This window comes from Paenirhizobium cremeum (genome assembly GCF_022884085.1).
GTDB lineage: Bacteria > Pseudomonadota > Alphaproteobacteria > Rhizobiales > Rhizobiaceae > Allorhizobium > Allorhizobium cremeum.
The window spans coordinates 155991-178788 of sequence record NZ_JAGGCS010000005.1 but is presented as its reverse complement, the minus strand read 5'-3'; the positions used below and the strand labels follow the sequence as shown (position 1 = coordinate 178788).

Here is a 22798-nt window from a genome sequence, read left to right as displayed (position 1 = left end):
AGCGCGGCCCCAGCAGCCCGATCATATTGACATCGCCGATCTAAAGGAGAACTAAGGCTAACAACCTTTTTTCATGACCGAGCCGAAATGATCGACACTACCGCCGCATTAGAGGAAGCCTGCCACAAGCTCGCCCAATCGGATTTCATAACCATCGACACCGAATTTCTTCGGGAAACTACCTTCTGGCCGGAGCTTTGCCTGATCCAGATGGCCAGCCCCGATCTCGAAGTGATCGTCGATCCGCTGGCCAAGGGTCTGGACCTCGCGCCGTTCTTCGCCCTGATGGCGGATGAGTCGGTGGTCAAGGTTTTCCATGCCGCCCGGCAGGACATCGAAATCATCTTCCACCTCGGCAATCTGATCCCGCATCCGATATTCGACACCCAGGTGGCGGCGATGGTGTGCGGTTTCGGCGACAGCGTCTCCTATGACCAACTCGTGCAGAAGGTGAAGAACGTCCATATCGACAAGACCTCGCGCTTCACCGACTGGAGCCGGCGCCCCCTTTCCGACAAACAGCTCGAATACGCGCTGGCGGATGTCACGCACCTGCGCGAAGTCTATCTGCGGCTGAAAGACGAGCTGGAGCGCGAAGGCCGCGCCGAATGGCTGACGGAAGAAATGGCCATCCTCGAATCGCGCGAGACCTACGACCTGCACCCCGACGACGCCTGGCAGCGGCTCAAAATGCGGCTGCGCAAGCCGCAGGAACTCGCCGTCATGCAATATGTTGCCGCCTGGCGCGAACGCGAGGCCCGCAGCCGCAACGTGCCGCGCTCCCGCGTTCTGAAGGACGATGCGATCTACGAGATCGCCCAGCAGCAGCCCAAGGATACCGAGGCGCTCGGCCGCCTGCGCACCATACCCAAGGGATGGGAACGCTCCTCATCGGGCGCGGCCATCGTCGATCAGGTCAATGCGGCGCTGGCACTGCCGAAATCGGATATGCCGCATGTCCAGCGGCACAGCCACGCCCCGGAGGGAGCGCAGGCCGCAGTCGAGCTTCTCAAGGTGCTGCTGCGCCTGACCTCGGAAAAGCATGGCGTCGCCTCCAAGGTGATCGCCAACAGCGAAGACCTGGAAAAGATCGCGGCCGAAGGCGAGAAGGCCGACGTTCCGGCGCTGCAGGGCTGGCGTCGCGACCTTTTCGGCGATCTGGCGCTGAAGCTGATTTCCGGCGGCGTCGGGCTGCGCTTCGTCGACAGGCGCGTCGAAGCGGTGGAATTCTAAGCAGATGCCGGCCCTGCGGCTGCGGCGCGCATCGCCCGACGACGTCGGTTTCATCATGGAAACCGAACGTCTGCCGGGTTATGACTACTTCATAGGCCGTTACAGCGTGGACGAGCACAAGCGGTATATGGCAAGCGAAGCCTTCGCCTATCTAATCGGCGAAGACGTGACCGGATCACCAGTCGGCTTCGCGATCCTCAATGAGCTGGACAACCGGGATGGCAATGTCTGTCTCAAGAGGGTCGCGGTGGCCGTTCCGGACCGGGGTTGCGGATCGCAGTTGGTGAGCGCTACGATCGATTTCGCCTTTCGCGAAACGGAAGCTTTCCGCCTCTGGCTGACGGTGGTTCGCGGGAATGGCAGGGCGCTTTCCGTCTATCGCAAGAGCGGTTTTGTCGAGGAAGGTGCCAAGCGGCAATCCGCATTGCTTCCTGATGGCAGCCGCGCCGATATGGTCATGATGTCGATGTTGCGCCCCGAATGGTCGGCGCGAAACTGAGGTCACCTCCGTGGAACTCCCCGCTCCGCTCAGAGCCGCTGTGGACCAGATGCTCGCCCGCGAACCGCTGGAGCGGCTGCAGCGTGCGAGCGAAAAACTCTCCGACCGCTATCGCCGCGAGGTGCGCGACGGCAAGTTCCACATCGATGGCGAGCTGGCCGCCAAGGCCTATCTCGCCACCCGCCTGCCCGCCACCTTCGCAGCCGTTCGCGCCGCCCTTTCCATGGTCGAGGAAGCATCGCCCTCCTTTGCCCCGGAAAGCCTGATCGATGTCGGCGCAGGTCCCGGCACTGCGCTTTGGGCCGCGGCCGATTGCTGGCCGGAACTCAGGCGGGCGAGCCTTGTCGAGGCCAGTGCCGCGATACGCTCGGTCGGCGATGCGCTGGCGAAGGCCGGACAGGTGGATTGCCAGTGGCTTGCCGGCGATCTCACGGGTTCCATCCCGCAGCTGCCGCCCGCCGATCTCGTGACGCTGGCCTATGTGCTGGACGAGATCGCCGTGAGCGCCATACCGACGGCGGTCTCCCGGCTCTGGGCGCTAACCGGCCACACTATCGTCATCGTGGAACCCGGAACACCGGCCGGCTGGCGGCGTATCCTGACGGCGCGCGCCACGCTGCTGGAGGCCGGCGCCCATGTCGTGGCGCCCTGTCCGCATGCCGCGGACTGCCCCATCGAGGCGCCGGACTGGTGTCATTTCTCCCGCCGCGTCGCGCGCTCCCGCGTGCATCGCCTCGCCAAGCAGGGAGAGGTGCCATGGGAGGACGAGAAATACATCTTCATCGCCGCATCACGGCATCCCGCCGAACCGCCTGCATCAAGAGTGCTCGCTCCGCCGAAGATTTCCGGCGGCGTCGGACGGCTGAAACTCTGTCGCGCCGACGGCATCGCCTCGGAGATCACCGTCAGCCGCCGCGACGGCGCAGTCTTCAAGGCGGCCCGCCGGGCGGATTGGGGCGATGCCTTCGATGCGAGGGGAGATGGCGATGTCGAAGAAGCATGAACTTAACCTGCAGACGGCTGAAAAGTTTACGCTTATTGCGCTTTCCCATGTCGAGCGGGAATATCCCCACAAGCCCGGCTTCGTCTTCGGCGGCCCCGATGATGTGCGTTCGCCGCGCGAGACCCATCCGGTCTTCTTCGGCAGCTATGACTGGCATTCCTGCGTGCACGGCTACTGGATGCTCGCCCACCTTCTCAATCGCTTTGCCGATCTCGCGTCAGCGCCTGAGATCCTCGGCCTTTTCGAACGACGGTTGACCACAGACGCTGTCGCCGGTGAAGTCGCACTCTTCGAACGGTCCGGCTCACGCGGTTTCGAGCGTCCCTATGGCTGGGGCTGGCTGCTGAAGCTCGCCGCCGAACTGGAGGTCATAAAGGATCGCGGCTTCGCCGAAACGCTTCGGCCGCTTTCGCGGCTCATCGCAGGCCGCTTCGAGAGCTTCCTGCCGCTCGCCACCTATCCGGTGCGGGTTGGGACGCATTTCAACACGGCCTTCGCGATCCGGCTTGCGGCGGATTACGGCGAGGCGGTCAACGACGCCGCGTTCGTCGATCTTCTACGCGCAACGGCCCTTCGCTGGTATGGCGAGGACCGGGACTGCCCGGCCTGGGGAGAGCCGTCGGGCGACGATTTCCTGTCGTCGACGCTGGCGGAGGCAGAATGCGTGCGCCGCCTCCTGCCTGCGGAGGCTTTCGTCGATTGGTTCAGCCGATTCCTGCCGATGCTTGCGGAGGGGCAGCCGGCAACGCTGTTTTCACCCGCCAGCGTTTCGGACCCCTCCGACGGGAAGATCGCGCATCTGGACGGGCTGAACCTCAGTCGCGCATGGTGCTTCCGTTCGCTGGCCAGTGCGCTCCCTATGGACGATGGGCGCCGTGCCGTCCTGCAAGCTGCGGCTGATCGGCACCTTACCGCGTCACTGCCCCATGTCGCCGGCGACTATATGGGCGAACACTGGCTCGCGAGCTTCGCTGTTCTGGCTCTGGAGGCCTGATTGTCCGGCATTCTACCCTCGAGAAAGCTGATCGGGCTTGTGCTCGCCACTGCCGTGCTTGCACTGGCCACCGCCGACCTGAGACGACGCGGTTTCGTGCCGCCGCCGCTCGCCTCGGCTATCGCCATTTCGCTGTTGCTGGTCAATCTCGCCCTCTGCATCGCCGGCCTCATGACCCGGCATAAGCTGGCGTGGGGCCTTTACCTGGTGGTGAGCCTCGCCACTTCGCTGGTGCTCGGGTTCGCGACGCCCGTCAGCGCTGCGATCACCCTGCTGCCTCTCGGCATCGGCGCCCTGTTTGATCTTATCCATGCATCCGGGCGCCCTTGGTGATCTTGTCGACGATCTTCTTGTCGGCGCGGAGCGCAAAACCCACCACCTTCGCATTCTCGGGCGAAAATTCGGCAAAGACTGCCCGATTGGCAGCGTCATGTCCGGTTGAAAACATCTCTTCGATGTAGAGCGAAGTTGGCACTTCGCGCTCAAGCGACCGCTGGTGGATCTTGCGCAATGTCTCCTGATCGCAGGAGAGCACCACGATCGGTTGGATGCACAGCGCATTGTAGATGTTGCCTGCGGCGTCCCTGTAGGGCTCGCCGATAATGCCCTCCTCCCTTGCGACTATGCCGCTCGTCAGAAAGGCGGTAACGTTGAGCTTCTGCCACGCGACGAGATCCTCGCGCAGGACAACGACGAACTTGGTATCGAACATGCAGCACTCCGCAAACGGTCTTCTTGATACGCTTGCCGGGCTACCAGTCCCTGATGGCGAAGGTCTTGAACGTTCGTGCAGACCGGCCGACGCGATCCGTGCCGGTATCGATACCCACGGCATCGAGCGCATCGAGGCTCGGTTTTCCGGCAACGGCTTTGCGCCGCATCGGCATGACACCTATGCGCTGGGGCTGACCGTCAGCGGGGTGCAGACCTTCGCCTATCGCGGCCAGTCGCGCTTCAGCCTGCCCGGAAACATCATCGTTCTCCACCCGGACGAGATTCATGACGGCGCTGCAGGCACCGACGACGGCCTGCGCTACCGGATGATGTACATTCCTCCGGAACTGATCCGCGACGCCTGCGACCGACCGTCCGTGACCCTGCCATTCGTATCGACCCCGGTCCTTTCCGACAACCGGCTTGCCAGCGCTCTTGCGGAAGCGCTTGCCGATCTTGACCATGCTCCGGATGGATTGGCGCTCTCGGACCTGCTGGCCCGTATCGCAGACGGCCTGGGACGCCATGCCGGCAACCGGCAGACAGTGTCGCGCAAGGCGGAACGGGCCGTCGCACGCGCCTGCGCCTATCTCAGGGAAAACTGTGCCGGGCAGGTTTCCTCAGAAGATCTGGAAACGCTGACCAACCTCAACCGCTATTCGCTTGCCCGCCAGTTCCGGCTGGTGACGGGAACGAGCCCGCATCGTTATCTCACCATGCGGCGACTGGAGCGGGCCAGAGGCACGATTCGCGATGGCATGCCGATTGCGGAGGCCGCCTACGATGCCGGCTTCGCCGACCAGAGCCATTTCACCCGCCATTTCAGGAATTGCTACGGCATGACGCCCGGCCACTGGCTGACGCTGCTTCGCGCCTGAGGACAGTCACCGAAACTTCATCGAACGGAAATCGCGCTGACATGGGCGCTCCTTAAGCATGCCGCGTCTCTAACCGTCCTACGAATGGTGACGCCATGAAAAAACATCTCTTTGCATCGGTAGCCCTTTTCCTCCTCGCCGCTCCGGCCTTTGCCGACGAGGTCGCCTTCCCGGCCAAGCTCGTTTCCCATGCGATCCTGCCCGCCAACACGATCATCGCCGCTCCGGCCGATGCCCCCGCCCATCTGAAGACCTCGGGCAAGTTCACCACCGCCGACCGCAAGCGTGCAGAAGGCCTCGGCACAATTCCCGGCAAGGACGGCGTTCGCCCGACCGGCCTTTCCATGCCTTTCGACGGCCAGGCCGTGCAGGGTTTTTCCGGGATCAAGGCCATGGAGGACGGCACCTTCTGGAGCCTTTCCGACAACGGTTTCGGCTCGAAAATCAATTCCAGCGACTCCATGCTGATGCTGCATCACCTCAAGTTCGATTGGGATGCCGGCAAGGTCGAGCGTCTTGAAACCGTGTTCCTGTCCGACCCCGACAAGAAGGCCCCCTTCCCGATCGTCATGGAAGGCGCCGAGCAGCGTTACCTCACCGGCGCTGACTTCGACGTCGAGTCGATCCAACCCGTCGCCGACGGCTTCTGGATCGGTGAAGAATTCGGTCCCTACATCCTGAAATTCTCCAAGGACGGCAAGCTGACCGAGGTTATCGCCACCAAGGCCGGCGAGACCGACGTGAAATCGCCCGACAATGCCACCCTCGTCGTTCCGGCAAATCCGACCGCCAAGATGCCAGTGTTCAACCTGAAGCGCTCGGGCGGCTATGAAGGCCTCGCGATGTCGAAGGACGGCTCCAAGCTCTACGGCCTGCTCGAGGGCCCGCTTTACCTTGAGGACGGTTCGGTCGAGAAGGCCGACGGCCTGACGGCGCTGCGCATCATCGAGCTCGATGTCGCCTCGAAGGCATGGACCGGCCGCTCGTGGCTCTATCCGCTGTCCGAAGGCGGCGAGGCCATCGGCGACTTCAACATGATCGACGGCACCACTGCTCTCATCATCGAGCGCGACAACGGCGCCGGCACGGCGGACAAGGCTTGCGCCGACCCGAAGAAGCCCGAGCCGACCTGCTTTGCCGTTCCGGCCAAGCACAAGCGCATCTACAAGATCGAGATGACGGACGAAAACGCCGGCAAAGCCGCCCGCAAGATCGGCTACATCGATCTGATGAAGATCTCCGATCCGGACAACAAGAAGCGCCAGGGCGGCGGCGAAGGCTTCTATGACATGCCTTTCGTCACCATCGAAAACGTCGACGTGGTCGATCCGACCCACATCATCGTCGGCAACGACAACAACCTGCCCTTCTCGGCCGGTCGCGCGCTGGACAAGGCCGACGACAACGAGTTCGTCCTGCTCGAAGTCGGTGAATTCCTCGCTGCCAAGTAATGAACGAGGCCGGCGGCATTCCTGCCGTCGGCCTTTATTTCCGTCTCGTCAATCGTACGGTTCGCAGCATGAACGAGACGTTCGAGCCGAACTTGGTATTCCAGGCTGGATTTTTACGTTTACGTCATAGCTAGAGTCTCCGCCCCCCACCGACAGGACTGGTGGGCTGCGGGTGCCGGCTGCGCAGGGGTCCGGATCGGACTTGTCGTTGACTGTAACTGCGATGAAACCGCCCATACGCGCGGCTAAAGATCATTCGAATACGAAAGCGATCCGCTTGCCGGTGAGCCGGGAAAGCTGCTGGAGCCGGCCGTCGAGGCGCTCGCCGGCAAAATCCCGGTAGGCCGACGGCACGACGAATTCGAGGTCGAGATCCGGGCGTTCGGAACGACGGAACGTCAGGTTGTGAACAATGCCGGGCATCGAGGCGGAGAAGAGATAGACCACCCGCAGCATGCCGCCGAGGAGCTTGGCGCGCTCCAGAAGGCGGTCGGTCGCAATTGTCGCCAGCGGACCGGTACGGCCGTCGTCGTAGAGGCCTTCGAAGCGGTAGTAGTTGGTCAGCGCGATGAAGGCGCGGCCCGGATGCGTGATACCGACGAACGAGGAATGGGCGATGATGTTGAGCGCCTGAAGTCCGCGATAGTCCGGGTGGGCGCGCCAGCTGATGTCGGCCAACAGGCAGGCCGCCCGGCGATAGCGCACGTCCTCCTCGATTTCGACAACGTCGAAATACGGCATCATCCGGCCTGTCCATTCGGCCAGCTCGCGGGCGTGCTCCGGTGAACGGGCACGCAGGATCGCAAGTTCGTCGGCCGCCGCCAGCAGCGGATCCTGCGCCTGATCTTCTTCCGACAGGAGAGAATAAAGATAGCCTTCGCGAACACCCTGTGCCGAGAAGGAAACCCGCGCCGGCTTCATGACATCCAGCACTTCCCGCATGGCGATGGCACCGAACGGAAGAAGCGAGCGGCGGCTCTTCGAGATGGAGGCCCAGGCGGGATCGCGGGAATTAGCCCCGGAAATCACATCCTCCAGGAAGGAAACGATCTCGCCGTAGGGCAGTTCGTAACCCTGCATCATGTGCAGAGGATAGTCGCGGAGTTCCATGTGCAGCTTGGCGATGTTTCGCCAGGTGCCGCCAACGGCATAGAAGGTTCGGCCGGCACCCTTCTCGAGCAGCTTCGCCCCCTTGATCTGCTTGCGGGCAAGGGCCCTCGCCTTGGAAATGGAGCCGCCGACGGTCTCGGAGAGCCGCAGCCCGCCAAGAGGCAGGGTGATGCCCTTGCCGAGCTCACGCCCCTTGACGTCGATCAGTTCGAGCGATCCGCCGCCGAGGTCGCCGGCAATACCATCGGGATCGTGAAAGCCGCTGACGATGCCTAGGGCGGAGTAACGCGCCTCTTCCTCGCCGGTCAGGACAATCACCTTGTGATCGAGAATTTCTTCCGCCCTGCGAATGAATTCCGGGCCGTTGACCGCCTCGCGGGCCGCAGCCGTTGCAAGCACATACATGGCGGTGGCGCGAGCCTGACGGGAAAGGGCGCCGAACCTGCGAAGGGCCGCAAGTGCGCGGGTTACACCTTCGTCGTCCATACGACCGCTGGAAGCGAGCCCCTTGCCAAGGCCACACAGCACCTTCTCGTTGAAAAGCACCGTCGGGGCTCTCGAAAGGCCCTCATAAACGACGAGACGGATCGAGTTCGAACCAATATCGACAACGGAAACAGGGGCAATGCCGGGCAGGCGCCCCTGCGCTTCAGATCTTGTCATGAAGTACCAGTTTAGCGTTTCCGGCCGGATATGAGACCGGCAATCAGTTTCGGCGCACTAGATTTCAGCGATTCCCCGCGTCCAGACAGGCTCGGATTGGTCATGAAATAATGCTGCGCGTTAAAAGGTTCCTCGCCGGGGCGCACTTCCATCCGCCTTGACGTCCCGTCGGGCAATATCTCGTAGCTCTGCTGGTTGTCAATCAGATTGCCCAGCATAATCTGTGAAAGCACCTGCTCGTGCACGGTGGGGTTCGTCAGCGGCACCAGCGTTTCGACGCGCCGGTCCAGGTTGCGCGGCATCATGTCCGCCGAGCCGATATAGACCAGGGCCTTTTCCGAGGGCAGGCCATAGCCGTTACCGAAACAGAAGATGCGGCTATGCTCCAGGAAGCGGCCGACGATCGATTTGACCCGGATATTATCCGAGAGGCCCGGCACCTGCGGACGCAGGCAGCAGATGCCGCGAACGACCAGGTCGACCTCGACGCCTGCGCGGCTGGCGCGGTAGAGCGCATCGATGATTTCCGGATCGACGAGCGAGTTCATCTTCATCCAGATGGCCGCCGGCGCGCCGTTGCGGGCGTGGACGATCTCTTCCTCGATGTGCCGCAGGATGCGCGGACGCAGCGTATAGGGCGAGACCGCGAGCTTCATGCTTTCCTCCGGCTCGCCGTAGCCGGTGATGAAGTTGAAGACATTCGCCATGTCGTGGGCGATCTTCGGGTTGCAGGTGAAGAAGGAAAGGTCCGTGTAGATCTTCGCCGTCACCGGGTGATAGTTGCCGGTGCCGAGATGGCAGTAGGTCCTGAGCTTGCCGTCCTCGCGACGCACCACCATGGACATCTTGGCGTGGGTCTTGAGTTCGATGAAGCCGAAGACCACCTGCACGCCGGCCCGTTCAAGATCGCGCGCCCAGCGGATGTTCGCCTCTTCATCGAAGCGGGCCTTGAGCTCGACCAGGGCGGTCACCGACTTGCCAGCCTCGGCGGCATCGATCAGGGCACGCACGATCGGGCTGTCGTTCGACGTACGGTAAAGCGTCTGCTTGATCGCCAGCACGTCCGGATCGCGGGCGGCCTGCAGCAGGAACTGCACGACGACGTCGAAGCTTTCATAGGGGTGGTGGACCACCATGTCCTTTTCGCGGATGGCGGCAAGGCAGTCGCCGGCATGCTCGCGCACGCGCTCCGGGAAGCGGGCGTTATAGGCTTCGAAACGCAGGTCGTCGCGCGGCGCCTTGGCAATCTCGGAGAGCGTATTGAGCGCCAAAAGACCCGGCAGAACCGCAACGCGGTTTTCGGGCACGGCCAGTTCGTGAACCACGAACTGGCGCAGCGAGACCGGCATCTCGGAATCAACCTCGATACGGATCACCGAACCCCGGCGGCGGCGCTTGAGCGCCGTTTCGAAGAAGCGCACCAGATCCTCGGCCTCTTCCTCGACTTCGATATCGCTGTCGCGAATGATGCGGAAGGTGCCGAAGCCGGTCACCTCGTAGCCGGGATAGAGGCGATGGATGAACATGCCAACCACGTCTTCCAGCGTGATGTAGCGGATGGTCGTCTTCTCGTCGGGTAGGCGGATGAAGCGGTCGAGCGTCGGCGGCAAGCGCAGCAGCGCCGTCATCGGCTCGCGATTGCGCTTGCTTTCCAGCTGCAGCCCCATCGAAAAACCGAGATTGGGGATGAAAGGAAAAGGATGGGCGGGATCGATCGAAAGCGGCGTCAGCACGGGAAAGATCGATTCTTCGAACGCGCTACCGAGCCAGGTCCGATCCTCGGCGGAAAGTGCCGCCGGACGAACGATCAGGATGTCTTCCTTGGCGAGATATTGCTGCAGGACCGCAAGTGACGCCTGCTGCTCCATTTGCAGATTGTCGATTTCCTTGAGGATTTCGTCGAGCTGTTCGGCCGGCGTCTTGCCGTCCGGGCTCTTGATGGTAATGCCCTGCCGAACCTGCCCTTCAAGGCCGGCAACGCGCACCATGAAGAACTCGTCGAGATTGGTGGACGAAATCGACAGGAAACGCACCCGCTCGAGCAGCGGATGGGCGGTGTTCAGGGTTTCCTCGAGCACGCGGCGATTGAACTGCAACCACGAAAATTCACGGTTGATGAAGCGATCGGAACTCGACAGCAGATCGTCCGTGGCCGTCGCCTCAGCTTGTGCAACCTCGGCTGCGTCGCTTACCACAGAGTCCATGTCTTCCATCCCTTTTTGGTTACCCGCGCCGATTATAACAGTTTGACGACAGTCCTGTGACAATCACTCCGGTCCGTTCGCCGCATAGAGTTCGTTCAAAACCTCGCCGGCGAGAGCCCGGGTGATCCGGGTCCGACGCGACAGCGCCAGCCGGTCGATCCTTTCGACGATCTCCTGCGCGGCGGAAAAAGACCGCTCCATGCGCTGCACGATATAACCCACAATCTTGTCATCGACGTAAAGCTGCCGGTCAGCGAACAATTTCACCATCACCTGAGAAAGCAATGCCTCATCGGGGCTGCCGATCTCCACCATTGTCGCGGCCTTCAGGCGCGAACGCAGGTCCGGCAGCGCGACATTCCACGACGGCGGCCAGGTGCGGGAGGTCATCAGCAGGCTGGTGCCGTGTTCGCGAACGCTGTTGATGACATGGAAAAGCTCGACTTCATCGAAACCCTGCCGGTCCGCATCCTCGAACACGACCGGTCCTGCCTCCGCCTTACGCACGGCATCGGTTCCGGTCAGCGGATGAATATCCAAGGCCCCGCTCTGCTGGCGGAAGATATCGACCAGATGCGATTTTCCGGAGCCTTCGGGGCCCATCAGCACCACGACCGGCGACGGCCAGTCGGGCCATGAATCGATGATGGCGACGGCAGCCTCCAGGCGATCGGACACCAGCAGGTCGTCACGTCCCGTCGCCCTGCCGTGATCGAAGGCGAGCGGAAGCTGTTCGGCGATACTGCGCCGCGACGCGACCTTCTTGATCTCACTCATCTACTTCTCTGAAACGTCCTTCACGGGCGGCTCGCCGCCGGCTGCCGTTTGCCCGTAATACAAATCACTCTCAAGATACCGTGCCAGCGCAAAACGGACAAGCACGCCGATGGCGGCGGCGGCGGGCACCGCGACCAAAACGCCGACAAAGCCGAACAGGGCGCCGAAGGCAAACAGCGCAAACATCAGCCAGACGGGATGCAGGCCGACGCTCTGGCCGACAAGCTTCGGCTGCAGGATATTGCCTTCGATAAACTGTCCGGAGAAAAAGAACACCACCACGATGATGAGATGTACATAATCGGGCCAGAACTGAACCAGGGCGACGCCCGCCGCAAGCAGCAGGCCGACGGTCGAGCCGACATAGGGAATGAAGCTTATCATGCCGGTGAAAAAGCCGATCAGCAGGCCGAAATTCAGCCCGATCAGGGAGAGGCCGACGGCATAATAGACGCCGAGAATCAGGCAGAGCGATCCCTGGCCGCGCACGAAGCCGGCAATGGTATTGTCGAGTTCAGACGCAATCTCGCGGACGGTGGCGACATGATTACGAGGGATCCAGCTATCGACCTTGGCGATCATCCTGTCCCAGTCGAGGAGCAGATAAAAGGCCACGACGGGGGTCACGACCAGAAGCGAGGCAATATCGACGAGCGCCTTGCCGGAATTCCAGATCTGTCCGAAAAGCGTGCCGATGAAACCTACCCCTTCCGAGAGATAGCGCGAAAAATTCCCCTTGATGGTATCCATCTGGGTATTCAGCCATTGCGGCAGCCAGGCGGCGTTCGACGTGGCGATGAAATTCTGCAGATCGGAAACGTAGCCCGGAACATGCTGGATGAACTGGTTGAACTGACTCGCCAGGATCGGGATGATAATCATCAGCGACAGGACGAAAACGAAGACGAAGGCGATGAGGATGACCACCGTCGCCATCATGCGGCTGAGACCGAGCCGCTCCAGCCGGTCCGCCACCGGATCGAGAAAATAGGCCAGCGCCATGCCGGCAATGAAGGGCAGGAGAATCGCCCGGAACGTCATCAGGAAAAAGACAAAGACGATGAGGGCAGCAAGCCAGAACAGCAGCTGGCGCCGCAGACCCGTTCCGCTGATATGATGCACCATGAAGCGTTCCTCTCGTCGCGCCGGCCTCGCCCTTCGCGCGAATACGCGACGGACCGGCCCATAGGAATTAGGGTATGGGCAAAGCGCAGGTCAAGATGGCTGCCGGATGGAGACACCGGCTAACGAAGGGCAGCTACATATCAGTCTCTTGCGAAAACAGCCGGAAAACATCGCGAATCCGGCCTCGCGGCTTGCATGTCGAGCCTCTTCATGCAATTGCCAGCCGCATAATCGATACCCATCGGAGGCACGGATGAGCCAGTCTGGAAAGAACGGTCTGACCTATAGCGACGCCGGCGTCGACATCGATGCCGGAAACCTGCTGGTCGAGAAGATCAAGCCGGCGGTTCGCTCGACGCGCCGTCCCGGCGCAGATGGCGAAATCGGCGGCTTCGGCGGCCTGTTCGACCTCAAGGCCGCAGGCTTCAACGACCCGATCCTGGTTGCCGCCAATGACGGCGTCGGCACCAAGCTGAAGATCGCCATCGACGCGGGCATCCACGATACTGTCGGCATCGACCTCGTCGCCATGTGTGTGAACGATCTCGTGGTACAGGGCGCGGAGCCGCTGCTCTTTCTCGACTACTTCGCAACCGGCAAGCTCGATCCAGAACAGGGCGCGGCGATCGTCGGCGGCATCGCGGCCGGATGCCGCGAGGCAGGATGCGCGCTGATCGGCGGGGAAACCGCCGAAATGCCCGGCATGTATGCGGGCGGCGACTACGACCTTGCGGGCTTTGCCGTCGGCGCTGCCGAACGCGGCAAGCTGCTGCCGGCCGGCGATATCGCGGAAGGCGACGTCATTCTCGGTCTCTCTTCCTCCGGCGTTCACTCCAACGGCTTCTCGCTGGTGCGCAAGATCGTTGGCCTTTCCGGCCTGTCCTGGGACGACAAGGCGCCCTTCAACGCCGACAAGACGCTCGGCGCGGCCCTGCTGGAGCCGACCCGCATCTATGTGAAGCCGCTCCTCAAGGCGATCCGCGAGACGGGTGCGCTCAAGGCGCTGGCACACATCACCGGCGGCGGTTTCCCGGAAAACATTCCGCGCGTCCTGCCGAAGCATCTGGCGGCGGAAATCGACCTTGGCGCCATCAAACCGCCGGCAGTCTTCTCCTGGCTGGCAAAGACCGGCGGCGTCGCACAGAACGAGATGCTGCGTACCTTCAACTGCGGCATCGGCATGATCGTCGTGGTCGCGGCAGCGGATGCCGGTCGCGTCTCGGCCATTCTTGAAGCCGAAGGCGAGACCGTTGTCCGGCTCGGGCGGATGATCGCACGCGCCGAGGGAGAGCCCGGCACGCGCTATCAGGGTGTCCTTGCCCTATGACCATGCCGCGCAAACGCGTCGTCGTCTTCATTTCCGGCGGCGGCTCCAACATGCTGGCGCTTGCAGCCGCTTGCGAGGCGAAGGATTTTCCAGCTGAGGTGGTCGCAGTCATCTCCGACAAGTCCACGGCGGGCGGGATCGCCAAGGCTGCCGAGCGCGGCATTGCGACCTTCGTCTTCGAGCGTCGGGACTACGCAGGCAAGGCCGAGCATGAGGCCGCAATCCTTGCGACGCTTGAAAGCCTGTCGCCGGATATCATCTGCCTTGCCGGCTACATGCGCCTGCTGTCCGGCCATTTCATCCAGCGCTTCGAAGGCCGGATCATCAATATCCACCCTTCCCTGCTGCCACTCTTCCCGGGCCTGCATACCCATCAGCGCGCCATCGACGCAGGCATGCGGATCGCCGGCTGCACCGTGCATTTCGTCACCGAAGGCATGGACGAAGGCCCGATCCTCGCGCAGGCGGCCGTTCCGGTCGTGACCGGAGATACATCGGACAGCCTCGCTGCGCGGGTTCTGACCGTGGAACACCGGCTTTATCCGCTCGCCTTGAAGCTGATGGCGGAAGGCAAGGTCCGCATGGAAAACGGCCATGCCGTTCGAGAACCCCAGGATACGCCCCGTCCGGACGACAAGCTGATCGCGGCGTTCTGACGCCTGCGGCAACCTCGACGCTTGAAATGCCGGGCGCGCGCACGCAACATTCCCTGCACATCGATCGAGAAGGCAGGGAATCGCGGTGCCGACTTCACTTTATCGCTTCGTCTGGCAGGTCAGCGGCCCGCATCAGGCTGTCATCGCCATCCTGTCCGTACTCCTGTTTCTTCTCGGCACGGTACCGCTCGAAATCCAGCGAAGGATCGTCAACGACGCAACCGACCGGCACCCGTTCAGCGCCATCCTCACGCTGGTGGCACTTTATGTGCTTTGCGTCCTTGCCGAAGGAGCCGTAAAACTCGCGCTCAACATCTACCGCAACTGGATCGGCGAGAGATCGGTGCGGTGGCTGCGCCGTGTCGTCTTCGTCTCCGACAAGGTTCATCCCGCTCCCGTCGACATCAGGAAGGAGGGGGCTGAACTTTCGATCGTCATCGCCGAGGCAGAACCCATCGGCGGCTTTGTCGGCGGCGCCATCTCTGAGCCATTGCTGCAGGCAGGCATCCTTGTAACCGTCACCGGCTATCTCATCTATCTCCAGCCGATGATGGCACTCGTGGTCGTGCTGGTCTTCTGTCCGCAGATCGGTTTCGTGCCGCTGATGCAATCGGCCATCAATCGCCGTGTCGGAGCCAAGATCGACGTCACCCGCCAGATGAGCGCCGGCATCGTCGAGCGCGGCGCGGCGGTCGATACAGATGGCGTGCAGGACAAGAGGATCGAGCAGATCTTCGCGCTCAATATGGGCGTCTACAAGATCAAATTCACCATGAACTTCCTCATGAATTTCCTCACCCAGCTCGGTTACGCCGGCATCCTGGCCTTGGGCGGCTACTTCGTGGTCACCGGCCAGACCGAAGTAGGAACCATCGCGGCTTTCATCGCGGGACTGGCCAAGATCAACGATCCCTGGGGCGACCTCGTCGACTGGTACCGGGCCGTGAAGGTGACGCAGGTTAAATACGAGATGGTGCGCACTGCGCCATCCCTTGCAAACCTCGCGGAAGCGGATGCCGAAGCCCTCGCGTTCTGATCGAGCGGCATGCCGCGGCATATCCTGCGCTAGCCAATCATTAACCATTCCGATGCAGGCTCCCCATGAACAACAAGGGGTTGCAGGGCATGGCGATTCGTTTTTCTCATTTACCGCTGATTGCGTCAGCCGTAGTGGCCATCGCCCTGCCCGCTCGCGCCCAGGACAATTTCTACTCCTCGTCCGACGGCTCGGTGAGCGCGTTTGCCGGCTTCGGCCTCACCAGCCTTGAGGCCGGGGAATACGTCTATGACGGAAGCCACAAGCTCAGCCAGCTCGACTGGGAGAGCAAGAATGTCCCAACGGCCAAGATGGGGGCAACGTTGGAACTCGGATACAACTGGCGTCTGAAAGGCAAGCTCGACATCGGCATGGATGGCGACGGCCACATGGTCGACAGGGACTGGCTGGTCTATTCCATCGATGACTGGACTCACCAGTCCGTCCATCCCGACACCCGGCTCGACCACTATCTGAGCGGCACGATCGAAGCGGACAGAACCCTTTACCAGACCGATACGACACGACTTTCGCTTGGCGGCGGCCTCGGTTATTCGGACGTGCAATGGAGCGCCTATGGCGGCAGTTACATCTATTCGACCTATGCGCTGCACGACACGGTCGGCAACTTCGCCGATGGGGAAAAAGGCATCACTTACCGGCAGAAGATTCCCGTCGCCTTCGTTTCCGCCAATGCCGAGCAGCGCATCGGAGCGCTGACCCTTGCCGGCGGCATACAGGGCGGCGCCACCTTCGGCATCAGCGACATCGACGATCACTGGCTGCGCGACCTGCGCTTCTATGACGACATGAAGCCCGCGCCGATGATCGGCGCCAATGTCTCGCTCGATTACCAGCTGCTGCCGTCGGCGTCGATCTACGTGGCCGGCGACTTCCAGAAAGTCTATCACGTCAAGGGCGATACCAAGGTCGAGAGCACGACCAGCTCCGCATCGGCGAATTACGACGACGCGGCAGGTGCTGACTTCCAGTCGTGGTCGGTCTCGTTCGGTCTCAAGGGCCGTTTCTGAGGTCGGCCGGGCCAGCGCCGAAGTTCAAAAATCACTTCTCCGATCAATAAACCCATTTTTGGCCCGGGGCACCCCCAGAAATGGACGGTTCAACCCGTTGAGGAAAAAGAGGAAAACCTTAGTGTCCGTCGGCATTAGAACACGACGCATGGGGGTAATTACATGTCTCTTCTTCGCACCAAAGCCGCTTTGCTGGCGGGTCTTGTCTTCTGTTCTCCGGCGATGGCGGCCGACAATCTGTTCACTTCTCCGGACCAGAGTTTCTCCATCTACGGGGGCATCGGCTTCGCCAATATCAAGGCCGGCGAATATGTCTATGACGGATCGCACAAGCTCAGCCAGCTCGACTGGGAAAGCAAGGGCGTCATGCTCTACACCCTCGGCGCGACCGCCAATCTCGACAAAAACTGGAGCGTGAAGGCAAACGTCGACATCGGCGCCAACGGCAACGGCCATATGGTCGATTACGATTGGCTCGTCTATTCCATCGATGACTGGACGCATCGCTCCACCCATCCGGACACGCAACTCGACCACTATTTCAACGGCTCGATCGAGGTGGATCGTGATGTCTACTCCGATGACGCGACGACCCTCGATGTCGGGGTCGGTTTCGGCTATTCCGACGTGAAGTGGAGCGCGTTCGGCGGCTCCTATATCTACAGCACCTCCGCCCTGCACGACACCGTGGGCAGTTTCGCCGATGGCGAAAGGGCGATCAGCTACCGGCAGAAGATCCCGGTTGCCTTCCTGGCGGCAAATGCGGAGCACAAGATCGGCGCCTTTACGATTTCGGGCGGACTCAAGGGCGGCCTGAGCTTCGGCATCGAGGATATCGACGATCACTGGATGCGTGACCTGCGCTTCTACGATTCCATGGAAGCCGCGCCGATGTTCGGTGCCAATGTCGCGGTGAACTACGAGTTGACGCAGAATGCTGCGTTCTACGTCGCCGGCAATTTCGAGAAGGTCTTCGAATCCAAGGGTGACGTCCGCATGGTCGACACGACCGGAGCAAGCGAAGACCAGCACTTCTCCAATGGTGCCGGGGCGGATTTCCAGGCCGTTTCGATCTCCTTCGGCCTGAAGGGCAAGTTCTGACAATCCCAGCCCCCGCGGACGGCCAGCCATGCCGTCCGTCTGGCCGCGAACGTATCTTTGCACGTTCGCGGCCTTTTTTCACGCGATAAGGATCAGCCTTCCCCGGAAAGCCGCGCGCGGTTCAGGGCCGCCCATTGCAGCAGCATGATCGTCTTGGCGTCGCAGATTTCTCCGCTTTCAATCATGGCAAGGGCGCTTTCGAACGGGATGTCCACGAGTTCGATATCCTCGTGCTCCTCGTCCAGCCCTCCACCCTCGGAGACCTTGTCAGCCTGGCTGATCTCGGCATGGAAAAAATGGATTTTCTCCGTGACCGCCCCCGGCGACATGTAGACCGAGAACAGTCGCCTCACCCGCTTGATGTGAAAGCCGGTTTCTTCCTCGGCCTCCCGGACGACCGTCTCAGCGGGATCCTCGCCATGCTCCATGGAGCCGGCCGGCACTTCCAGCAGAAACGGAGCATCTCCCTGGAGATAAACCGGAATTCTGAACTGCCGCACCAGAACCACTGCATCCCGGTGAGGGTCGTGCAGGAGCACGGCAACAGCCTCGCCCCGATCGAAGACCTCCCATTCGAGCTGCGTCGTATCGCCGTCGCGCCCATAGTCGAAAACGACGCGACGCAGGGTGCTCCATCCCTTCCAGACGGTCTCGTCGCTGACGATGTCGATGCCCGTCCGGTCGAAGCGGCTCATTCGCCGTCCTTCGCGAGCCAGACCTTGTTGTCGTGGAAGGCCGCGCCACCATGGGGCGCTACGCAATCGGCGCCGGTCAGCACGTTGATGCCCTCCCCGTCGAGATGCGCCTTGTTCGGCCACAATCCCTCGGCCACGAGCACGCCCGGTTTCACCGCTTCGGTGACCCGCGCATGTATCCTGACCTCGCCGCGCCGGTTGCCGATGCGAACAATATCGCCGACGGCAATCGAAAGCCGTTCCGCATCCTGCGGGTTGACCATGACTTCCGGCCTGCCCTCCTTCTCGACCGAGGTCGGCGTTTCGGCGAAGGTCGAATTCAGGAAGTTGCGGGCGGGAGACGTGGCGAGGCGGAAGGGATGTTCGGCGTCCGCAACCTCGATCAGGTCGACATGATCGGGAAGCGCAGGCAAGGCTGCAACGGGGCCGAGATTGCCGACGTTTGCCGGCGGCTTGTTGGGAGACTTGCCCGCAACCCAATCCGGCCGGAAGCGGAACTTGCCATCCGGATGGCCGAAACCATCGAGGAAATGGGCAGAACGGAAGTCCGGCTGACAGTCGATCCAGCGGCCGGCCTTCAACTCGTCATAGCCGGGCTGTCCGCTTGCCTTCAAAAGCCGGTCGATATGCTCCTGTTCGGAAAGACCGAAGCCCGGATAGTTGGACACGCCGAGACGCTTCGCCAGTTCCTCGATCACGAAGAGATTGGTGCGCACCGTTTCCGGCGGCTCCACCAGCTTCGGCCCGAGGAGGATGTGGCTATGGCCGCCGCCGCGATAGATATCGTCATGCTCCACAAACATGGTGGCCGGCAGCACGATATCGGCGACCTCGGCGGTTTCCGTCATGAACTGCTCGTGGACGGCGACGAAGAGGTCGTCACGTAGGAAACCCTGTCTCACCAGCCGCTGTTCGGGCGCGACATTCATCGGATTGGTGTTCTGGATCAGGAGCGCCGTCACCGGCCCGCCATGGCGCAGCGCTTCCGGATCGCCTGTCAGAACACGGCCGATCTGCGATTGGTCGAGCATTCGGATCGACGGGTCCATATAGGCAGTACCCATCAGTTCCGACTTGTTCAGACGGTAGATATCCCCGTTGTTGTGGAAGGCGCCGCCGCCTTCGTATTGCCAGAGGCCGAGCACGGTCGAGACCGAGAGCGCTGCGTGCATGGCCACCGAACCGTTGCGCTGACGGGCAAAACCGTAACCGAGGCGGAAGAAGGTCCTTCTCGTCGTTCCCACCAGCTTCGCCAGCGTCTCGATCTCGTCGACGGAAAGGCCAGTGATGGCTGCCGCCCATTCCGGTGTGCGGCTTTCGAGATGCGCCTCGAGACCTTCGGGATCGTCGGCGTATTTCGCCATGTATTCGCGGTCGGCATAACCGTCGCGGAAGGCGACATGCATCAGCGCACAGGCCAGTGCCGCATCCGTGCCCGGACGGACGATCAGGCCGAGATCGGCCTGCTTCATCGTCGGATTGTCGTAGATGTCGATGACGACGATCTTCGCGCCGCGTTCCTTTCGGGCGCGGGTCGCATGGGTCATGACGTTGACCTGTGTGGCCACCGCATTCGTTCCCCAGATGACGACGCAATCGGCTTTCGCCATCTCACGCGGGTCTGGTCCGCGAAGCGCACCGGTTCCCATGACATAGCCGGTCCAGGCCATGTTGGTGCAGATCGTACCCAGGAAGCCGGAATAGCGCTTGGCGTGGCGCAACCGTTCGATCGAGTCGCGCTGCACCTGCCCCATGGTGCCGGCATAGAAATACGGCCAGATCGTCTCGGAGCCGTGCACCGCCTCCGCCTTGAGGAAGGCCTCGGCGATCTCGTCGAGGGCCGCATCCCATGAAACCTCCTGCCAGTCGCCCGCGCCCTTTGCTCCCTTGCGCCGTTTCGGCGTCAGAAGCCGGCCCGGATGATAGAGCCGCTCGGCATAACGGGCGACCTTGGCGCAGATGACGCCGGCGGTATAGCTGTTGTCGGGTGCCCCGCGTACTCGGCCGATGCGGCCGTCCGGCTCGACGTCGACGTTGAGCGCGCAGGCGGAGGGACAGTCGTGCGGACAGACCGTGTGACCGGTCTTACGAATAGGGCTCGCGATGTTCATGGCTTTTGTATATTGCAAGCTCGAAGGCGCCAAAAGGCCCATTCAAACAAATCATCGTAACCATCAGGATGCCAGATGAACTATCGCCACATCTATCACGCGGGCAATTTCGCCGACGTGCTGAAGCATGCGGTTCTGGCGCGCCTGATCGTCTACCTGCAGCAGAAGGACAAGGCCTTCCGCCTGCTGGATACGCATGCGGGCATCGGGCTCTACGATCTCTCGTCGGAAGAGGCCCAGAAGACCGGCGAATGGCAGGACGGAATCGGCCGCGTCATCGAGGCGGAACTGCCCGAGGCGGTCGCGACCTTCCTTGCTCCTTATCTCGATGCGGTGCGCACGCTCAATCCGGCCGGTCCGATCCGGCTCTATCCCGGTTCGCCGAAGCTTGCACGGATGCTTTTCCGCCCGCAGGACCGGCTGTCCGCCATGGAACTTCATCCGGAAGACTGCCGCGCGCTGTCGCGTCTTTTCGAGGGCGATTATCAGGTGCGCGTGACCGAACTCGACGGTTGGCTGGCGCTCGGCGCCCATCTGCCGCCCAAGGAAAAGCGCGGTATCGTCCTGGTCGATCCCCCCTTCGAGATCGAAGGAGAATATGAGCGGCTGGTCGACGGTCTTTCCCGCGCCTGGCGGCGTTTTTCGACGGGCGTCTATTGCCTGTGGTATCCGATCAAGAAAGGCGCGCCGATCGCTGCCTTCCATCAGGCGCTCAAGGACCTGGAAATCCCGAAGATGCTGTGCGCCGAGCTTTCCGTCCGCAGCGACCGCGAAACGACGGGCCTTTCCGGCTCCGGCCTCATCATCGTCAACCCGCCCTATACGCTGAAAGACGAACTGCATGCGGCGCTGCCGGAACTGAAGCGCGTGCTGGCCAAGGACCGCTTCGCCTCGCAGCGCTGCTTCTGGCTGAGGGGCGAGGAGCAGGCCTGACAACCGGCGGGACACACCCGCGAGGTCCCTTGACGTTGCCGATGTTTCTCAACATTGTGGCGGCTCACTGGGGAGATTCATCATGACGAAACGTCTGCTGATCCGCGCCGCGCTGTCGCTTGCAAGCTTCATGCCCCTCGGCGTCGCCACAGAGAGCCTTGCGGCAACGCCGTCCTGCGAACAGGTGGCCGGCCATGTCAGCTCCCGCTTCGCCCGCAACAACCGCGACTTCCTGAAGATGGATCTCGCCGTTCAGGATTTCGGCAGCATCCGCGAAGGCCGCTTCGAGCCGGCCGACGACACACACAGGGTCGAGCGGCGCTACTGCCAGACGACAATCACAGGAACGGACGGCCAGCGTCGCAAGCTCTGGTATCTCATCGAAAGCACATGGGGTTTCGCGGGCGTCGGCCCTTCGGTCGAGTTCTGCGCCAGCGGCCTTGACCCCTGGCATGTCTACGGCGCCCATTGCGCTTCGCTGCGCTGAGCCGGGTCGATCGGCGAACGCCATGTCCCGGTATGCAGGTTTCATTGCCCTCGCCTTGCTGGCTCTGGCGGCCTTCGCCTACACCGCTTTCAAGCCTTCCGGCACGTCCGCTCCGTCGCCGGCGCCACAGGAGAGCACGATGCTGCCGCCGGCGGCTCCCTCCCCGGCGCGACTGCCGCAGGGAACGGGGTTCGATTTCTACGTACTGGCCCTGTCGTGGTCGCCGACCTTCTGTTCGCTCAATCCGGGCGGCAATAATCGCGACCAGTGTCATGCATCGAAGGATTACGGTCTTGTCGTCCATGGGCTCTGGCCACAGTTCGAGCGCGGCTACCCGGAATCGTGCGCCAGCGATGCTCCCCAACGGGTGCCGGAGAGCATCGGTCGGGCGATGCTCGACATCATGCCGAGCATGGGTCTGATCGGGCATGAATGGCGCAAGCATGGAACCTGCTCGGGATTGGGCCAGGTCGACTATTTCTCCATCACCCGCACCGCCTATGAAAAGGTGAAAGCGCCCCCCGCCCTGTCAAATGCGGGGCAGGAAACCAGGATATCTCCGGAGGCACTGGAAAAGCAGTTCCTCGATGCCAATCGCGGGCTGGAGCCGCTCGGTATCGCCGTCACCTGCGAGGACGGCAAGTTCGAGGAAGTGCAGATCTGCATGACAAAGGATCTGGAATTCCGCACCTGCCCCGAAGTCGACCGCAACAGCTGCCGGCAGCGGAACATCACCATACCGCCTCAGCGGTAAAGACCGCAAAAGAGAA

The 22798-nt window shown here is 62.1% G+C and carries 22 protein-coding genes; 15 read left to right on the top strand and 7 right to left on the bottom strand.

Features of this window, described 5'->3' with window-relative positions; translation table 11 throughout:
* Positions 1–87 precede the first annotated feature (87 nt).
* Genes rnd through J5N58_RS11260 form a run of 5 tightly spaced genes read left to right on the top strand, consistent with a single transcriptional unit; the run spans position 88 to position 4062 of the window.
* Positions 88–1233, top strand: coding sequence for a ribonuclease D (rnd, locus tag J5N58_RS11280; protein ID WP_112827233.1), 1146 nt, complete (start codon positions 88–90; stop codon positions 1231–1233).
* Positions 1234–1237: 4 nt separating this feature from the next.
* Positions 1238–1732, top strand: a complete 495-nt coding sequence (locus J5N58_RS11275; protein WP_113466705.1) for a GNAT family N-acetyltransferase — start codon at positions 1238–1240, stop codon at positions 1730–1732.
* Positions 1733–1742: 10 nt separating this feature from the next.
* Complete coding sequence (locus J5N58_RS11270) at positions 1743–2735, top strand: small ribosomal subunit Rsm22 family protein (RefSeq protein ID WP_113466704.1); 993 nt, start codon at positions 1743–1745, stop codon at positions 2733–2735.
* Positions 2713–3729 (top strand): DUF2891 domain-containing protein, encoded by a 1017-nt coding sequence (locus J5N58_RS11265; protein ID WP_244710952.1) that lies wholly within the window; start codon positions 2713–2715, stop codon positions 3727–3729. The genes J5N58_RS11270 and J5N58_RS11265 overlap by 23 nt, the downstream gene beginning before the upstream one ends.
* Positions 3730–4062 (top strand): hypothetical protein, encoded by a 333-nt coding sequence (locus tag J5N58_RS11260; RefSeq protein WP_113426018.1) that lies wholly within the window; start codon positions 3730–3732, stop codon positions 4060–4062.
* Here J5N58_RS11260 and J5N58_RS11255 read toward each other — a convergent pair.
* Positions 4034–4441, bottom strand: a complete 408-nt coding sequence (locus tag J5N58_RS11255; RefSeq protein ID WP_113444076.1) for a DUF2000 family protein — start codon at positions 4439–4441, stop codon at positions 4034–4036. The genes J5N58_RS11260 and J5N58_RS11255 overlap by 29 nt on opposite strands.
* Between J5N58_RS11255 and J5N58_RS11250 the strand changes: the two genes are divergently transcribed.
* Positions 4440–5321: an AraC family transcriptional regulator gene (locus J5N58_RS11250; RefSeq protein ID WP_244710826.1), complete on the top strand. Its 882-nt coding sequence runs from the start codon at positions 4440–4442 to the stop codon at positions 5319–5321. The two genes, J5N58_RS11255 and J5N58_RS11250, sit on opposite strands and share 2 nt — an antisense overlap.
* A gap of 95 nt (positions 5322–5416) precedes the next feature.
* Positions 5417–6772, top strand: coding sequence for an esterase-like activity of phytase family protein (locus J5N58_RS11245; protein WP_113466702.1), 1356 nt, complete (start codon positions 5417–5419; stop codon positions 6770–6772).
* Between the two features lie 252 nt (positions 6773–7024).
* Here the strand turns inward: J5N58_RS11245 and ppx are convergent, their stop codons facing one another.
* The 4 genes from ppx to J5N58_RS11225 all read right to left on the bottom strand — a co-directional run bounded on the left by ppx (position 7025) and on the right by J5N58_RS11225 (position 12651).
* Entirely contained in the window at positions 7025–8545 is a 1521-nt protein-coding gene (gene ppx / locus J5N58_RS11240; protein ID WP_244710824.1) for an exopolyphosphatase, read from the bottom strand.
* Between the two features lie 11 nt (positions 8546–8556).
* Positions 8557–10749, bottom strand: a complete 2193-nt coding sequence (locus J5N58_RS11235; RefSeq protein WP_112827465.1) for an RNA degradosome polyphosphate kinase — start codon at positions 10747–10749, stop codon at positions 8557–8559.
* Between the two features lie 63 nt (positions 10750–10812).
* Positions 10813–11526: a DnaA regulatory inactivator HdaA gene (hdaA, locus tag J5N58_RS11230; protein WP_112827242.1), complete on the bottom strand. Its 714-nt coding sequence runs from the start codon at positions 11524–11526 to the stop codon at positions 10813–10815.
* Entirely contained in the window at positions 11527–12651 is a 1125-nt protein-coding gene (locus tag J5N58_RS11225) for an AI-2E family transporter (RefSeq protein WP_244710822.1), read from the bottom strand.
* A 253-nt stretch (positions 12652–12904) separates the two neighbouring features.
* Between J5N58_RS11225 and purM the strand changes: the two genes are divergently transcribed.
* The 5 genes from purM (at position 12905) to J5N58_RS11200 (ending at position 17802) form a co-directional block, all read left to right on the top strand.
* Complete coding sequence (gene purM / locus J5N58_RS11220) at positions 12905–13978, top strand: phosphoribosylformylglycinamidine cyclo-ligase (protein WP_113466700.1); 1074 nt, start codon at positions 12905–12907, stop codon at positions 13976–13978.
* A complete protein-coding gene (purN, locus tag J5N58_RS11215; RefSeq protein WP_113437958.1) occupies positions 13975–14634 on the top strand; it encodes a phosphoribosylglycinamide formyltransferase in 660 nt (219 codons plus the stop codon). Before purM ends, purN begins: the two co-directional genes overlap by 4 nt.
* An 85-nt stretch (positions 14635–14719) precedes the next feature.
* Positions 14720–15670 carry an ABC transporter ATP-binding protein gene (locus tag J5N58_RS11210; protein ID WP_244710820.1) on the top strand — a complete coding sequence of 317 codons (951 nt, stop codon included), beginning with the start codon at positions 14720–14722 and terminating at the stop codon, positions 15668–15670.
* Positions 15671–15759: 89 nt separating this feature from the next.
* Positions 15760–16701, top strand: a complete 942-nt coding sequence (locus J5N58_RS11205) for an omptin family outer membrane protease (RefSeq protein ID WP_244710818.1) — start codon at positions 15760–15762, stop codon at positions 16699–16701.
* Positions 16702–16863: 162 nt separating this feature from the next.
* Positions 16864–17802 carry an omptin family outer membrane protease gene (locus J5N58_RS11200; protein WP_244710816.1) on the top strand — a complete coding sequence of 313 codons (939 nt, stop codon included), beginning with the start codon at positions 16864–16866 and terminating at the stop codon, positions 17800–17802.
* A 92-nt stretch (positions 17803–17894) separates the two neighbouring features.
* Here the strand turns inward: J5N58_RS11200 and J5N58_RS11195 are convergent, their stop codons facing one another.
* On the bottom strand, positions 17895–18497 hold the full coding sequence (locus J5N58_RS11195; protein ID WP_112827249.1) for an NUDIX domain-containing protein: 603 nt from the start codon (positions 18495–18497) through the stop codon (positions 17895–17897).
* Positions 18494–20608, bottom strand: a complete 2115-nt coding sequence (locus tag J5N58_RS11190; protein ID WP_244710814.1) for a molybdopterin-containing oxidoreductase family protein — start codon at positions 20606–20608, stop codon at positions 18494–18496. The genes J5N58_RS11195 and J5N58_RS11190 overlap by 4 nt, the downstream gene beginning before the upstream one ends.
* Positions 20609–20683: 75 nt before the next feature.
* On the opposite strand from J5N58_RS11190, the gene J5N58_RS11185 reads away from it, so the two are divergent.
* The 3 genes from J5N58_RS11185 (at position 20684) to J5N58_RS11175 (ending at position 22782) form a co-directional block, all read left to right on the top strand.
* Positions 20684–21541 carry a 23S rRNA (adenine(2030)-N(6))-methyltransferase RlmJ gene (locus J5N58_RS11185; protein ID WP_113444083.1) on the top strand — a complete coding sequence of 286 codons (858 nt, stop codon included), beginning with the start codon at positions 20684–20686 and terminating at the stop codon, positions 21539–21541.
* An 82-nt stretch (positions 21542–21623) separates the two neighbouring features.
* Entirely contained in the window at positions 21624–22028 is a 405-nt protein-coding gene (locus J5N58_RS11180) for a hypothetical protein (RefSeq protein ID WP_113444084.1), read from the top strand.
* Between the two features lie 22 nt (positions 22029–22050).
* Positions 22051–22782, top strand: a complete 732-nt coding sequence (locus J5N58_RS11175; protein WP_113338727.1) for a ribonuclease T2 family protein — start codon at positions 22051–22053, stop codon at positions 22780–22782.
* The last annotated feature ends 16 nt before the right edge of the window (positions 22783–22798 follow it).

What these genes read in the sequence shown, in the direction of transcription:
- hdaA (WP_112827242.1), bottom strand. Translation starts at nt 11,526, where the DNA reads ATGAGTGAGATCAAGAAGGTCGCGTCGCGGCGCAGTATCGCCGAACAG.
- ppx (WP_244710824.1), bottom strand. Translation starts at nt 8,545, where the DNA reads ATGACAAGATCTGAAGCGCAGGGGCGCCTGCCCGGCATTGCCCCTGTT.
- J5N58_RS11185 (WP_113444083.1), top strand. Translation starts at nt 20,684, where the DNA reads ATGAACTATCGCCACATCTATCACGCGGGCAATTTCGCCGACGTGCTG.
- J5N58_RS11200 (WP_244710816.1), top strand. Translation starts at nt 16,864, where the DNA reads ATGTCTCTTCTTCGCACCAAAGCCGCTTTGCTGGCGGGTCTTGTCTTC.
- purN (WP_113437958.1), top strand. Translation starts at nt 13,975, where the DNA reads ATGACCATGCCGCGCAAACGCGTCGTCGTCTTCATTTCCGGCGGCGGC.
- rnd (WP_112827233.1), top strand. Translation starts at nt 88, where the DNA reads ATGATCGACACTACCGCCGCATTAGAGGAAGCCTGCCACAAGCTCGCC.
- J5N58_RS11275 (WP_113466705.1), top strand. Translation starts at nt 1,238, where the DNA reads ATGCCGGCCCTGCGGCTGCGGCGCGCATCGCCCGACGACGTCGGTTTC.
- J5N58_RS11265 (WP_244710952.1), top strand. Translation starts at nt 2,713, where the DNA reads ATGGCGATGTCGAAGAAGCATGAACTTAACCTGCAGACGGCTGAAAAG.
- J5N58_RS11250 (WP_244710826.1), top strand. Translation starts at nt 4,440, where the DNA reads ATGCAGCACTCCGCAAACGGTCTTCTTGATACGCTTGCCGGGCTACCA.
- J5N58_RS11245 (WP_113466702.1), top strand. Translation starts at nt 5,417, where the DNA reads ATGAAAAAACATCTCTTTGCATCGGTAGCCCTTTTCCTCCTCGCCGCT.
- purM (WP_113466700.1), top strand. Translation starts at nt 12,905, where the DNA reads ATGAGCCAGTCTGGAAAGAACGGTCTGACCTATAGCGACGCCGGCGTC.
- J5N58_RS11255 (WP_113444076.1), bottom strand. Translation starts at nt 4,441, where the DNA reads ATGTTCGATACCAAGTTCGTCGTTGTCCTGCGCGAGGATCTCGTCGCG.
- J5N58_RS11190 (WP_244710814.1), bottom strand. Translation starts at nt 20,608, where the DNA reads ATGAACATCGCGAGCCCTATTCGTAAGACCGGTCACACGGTCTGTCCG.
- J5N58_RS11175 (WP_113338727.1), top strand. Translation starts at nt 22,051, where the DNA reads ATGTCCCGGTATGCAGGTTTCATTGCCCTCGCCTTGCTGGCTCTGGCG.
- J5N58_RS11195 (WP_112827249.1), bottom strand. Translation starts at nt 18,497, where the DNA reads ATGAGCCGCTTCGACCGGACGGGCATCGACATCGTCAGCGACGAGACC.
- J5N58_RS11205 (WP_244710818.1), top strand. Translation starts at nt 15,760, where the DNA reads ATGGCGATTCGTTTTTCTCATTTACCGCTGATTGCGTCAGCCGTAGTG.
- J5N58_RS11180 (WP_113444084.1), top strand. Translation starts at nt 21,624, where the DNA reads ATGACGAAACGTCTGCTGATCCGCGCCGCGCTGTCGCTTGCAAGCTTC.
- J5N58_RS11235 (WP_112827465.1), bottom strand. Translation starts at nt 10,749, where the DNA reads ATGGACTCTGTGGTAAGCGACGCAGCCGAGGTTGCACAAGCTGAGGCG.
- J5N58_RS11225 (WP_244710822.1), bottom strand. Translation starts at nt 12,651, where the DNA reads ATGGTGCATCATATCAGCGGAACGGGTCTGCGGCGCCAGCTGCTGTTC.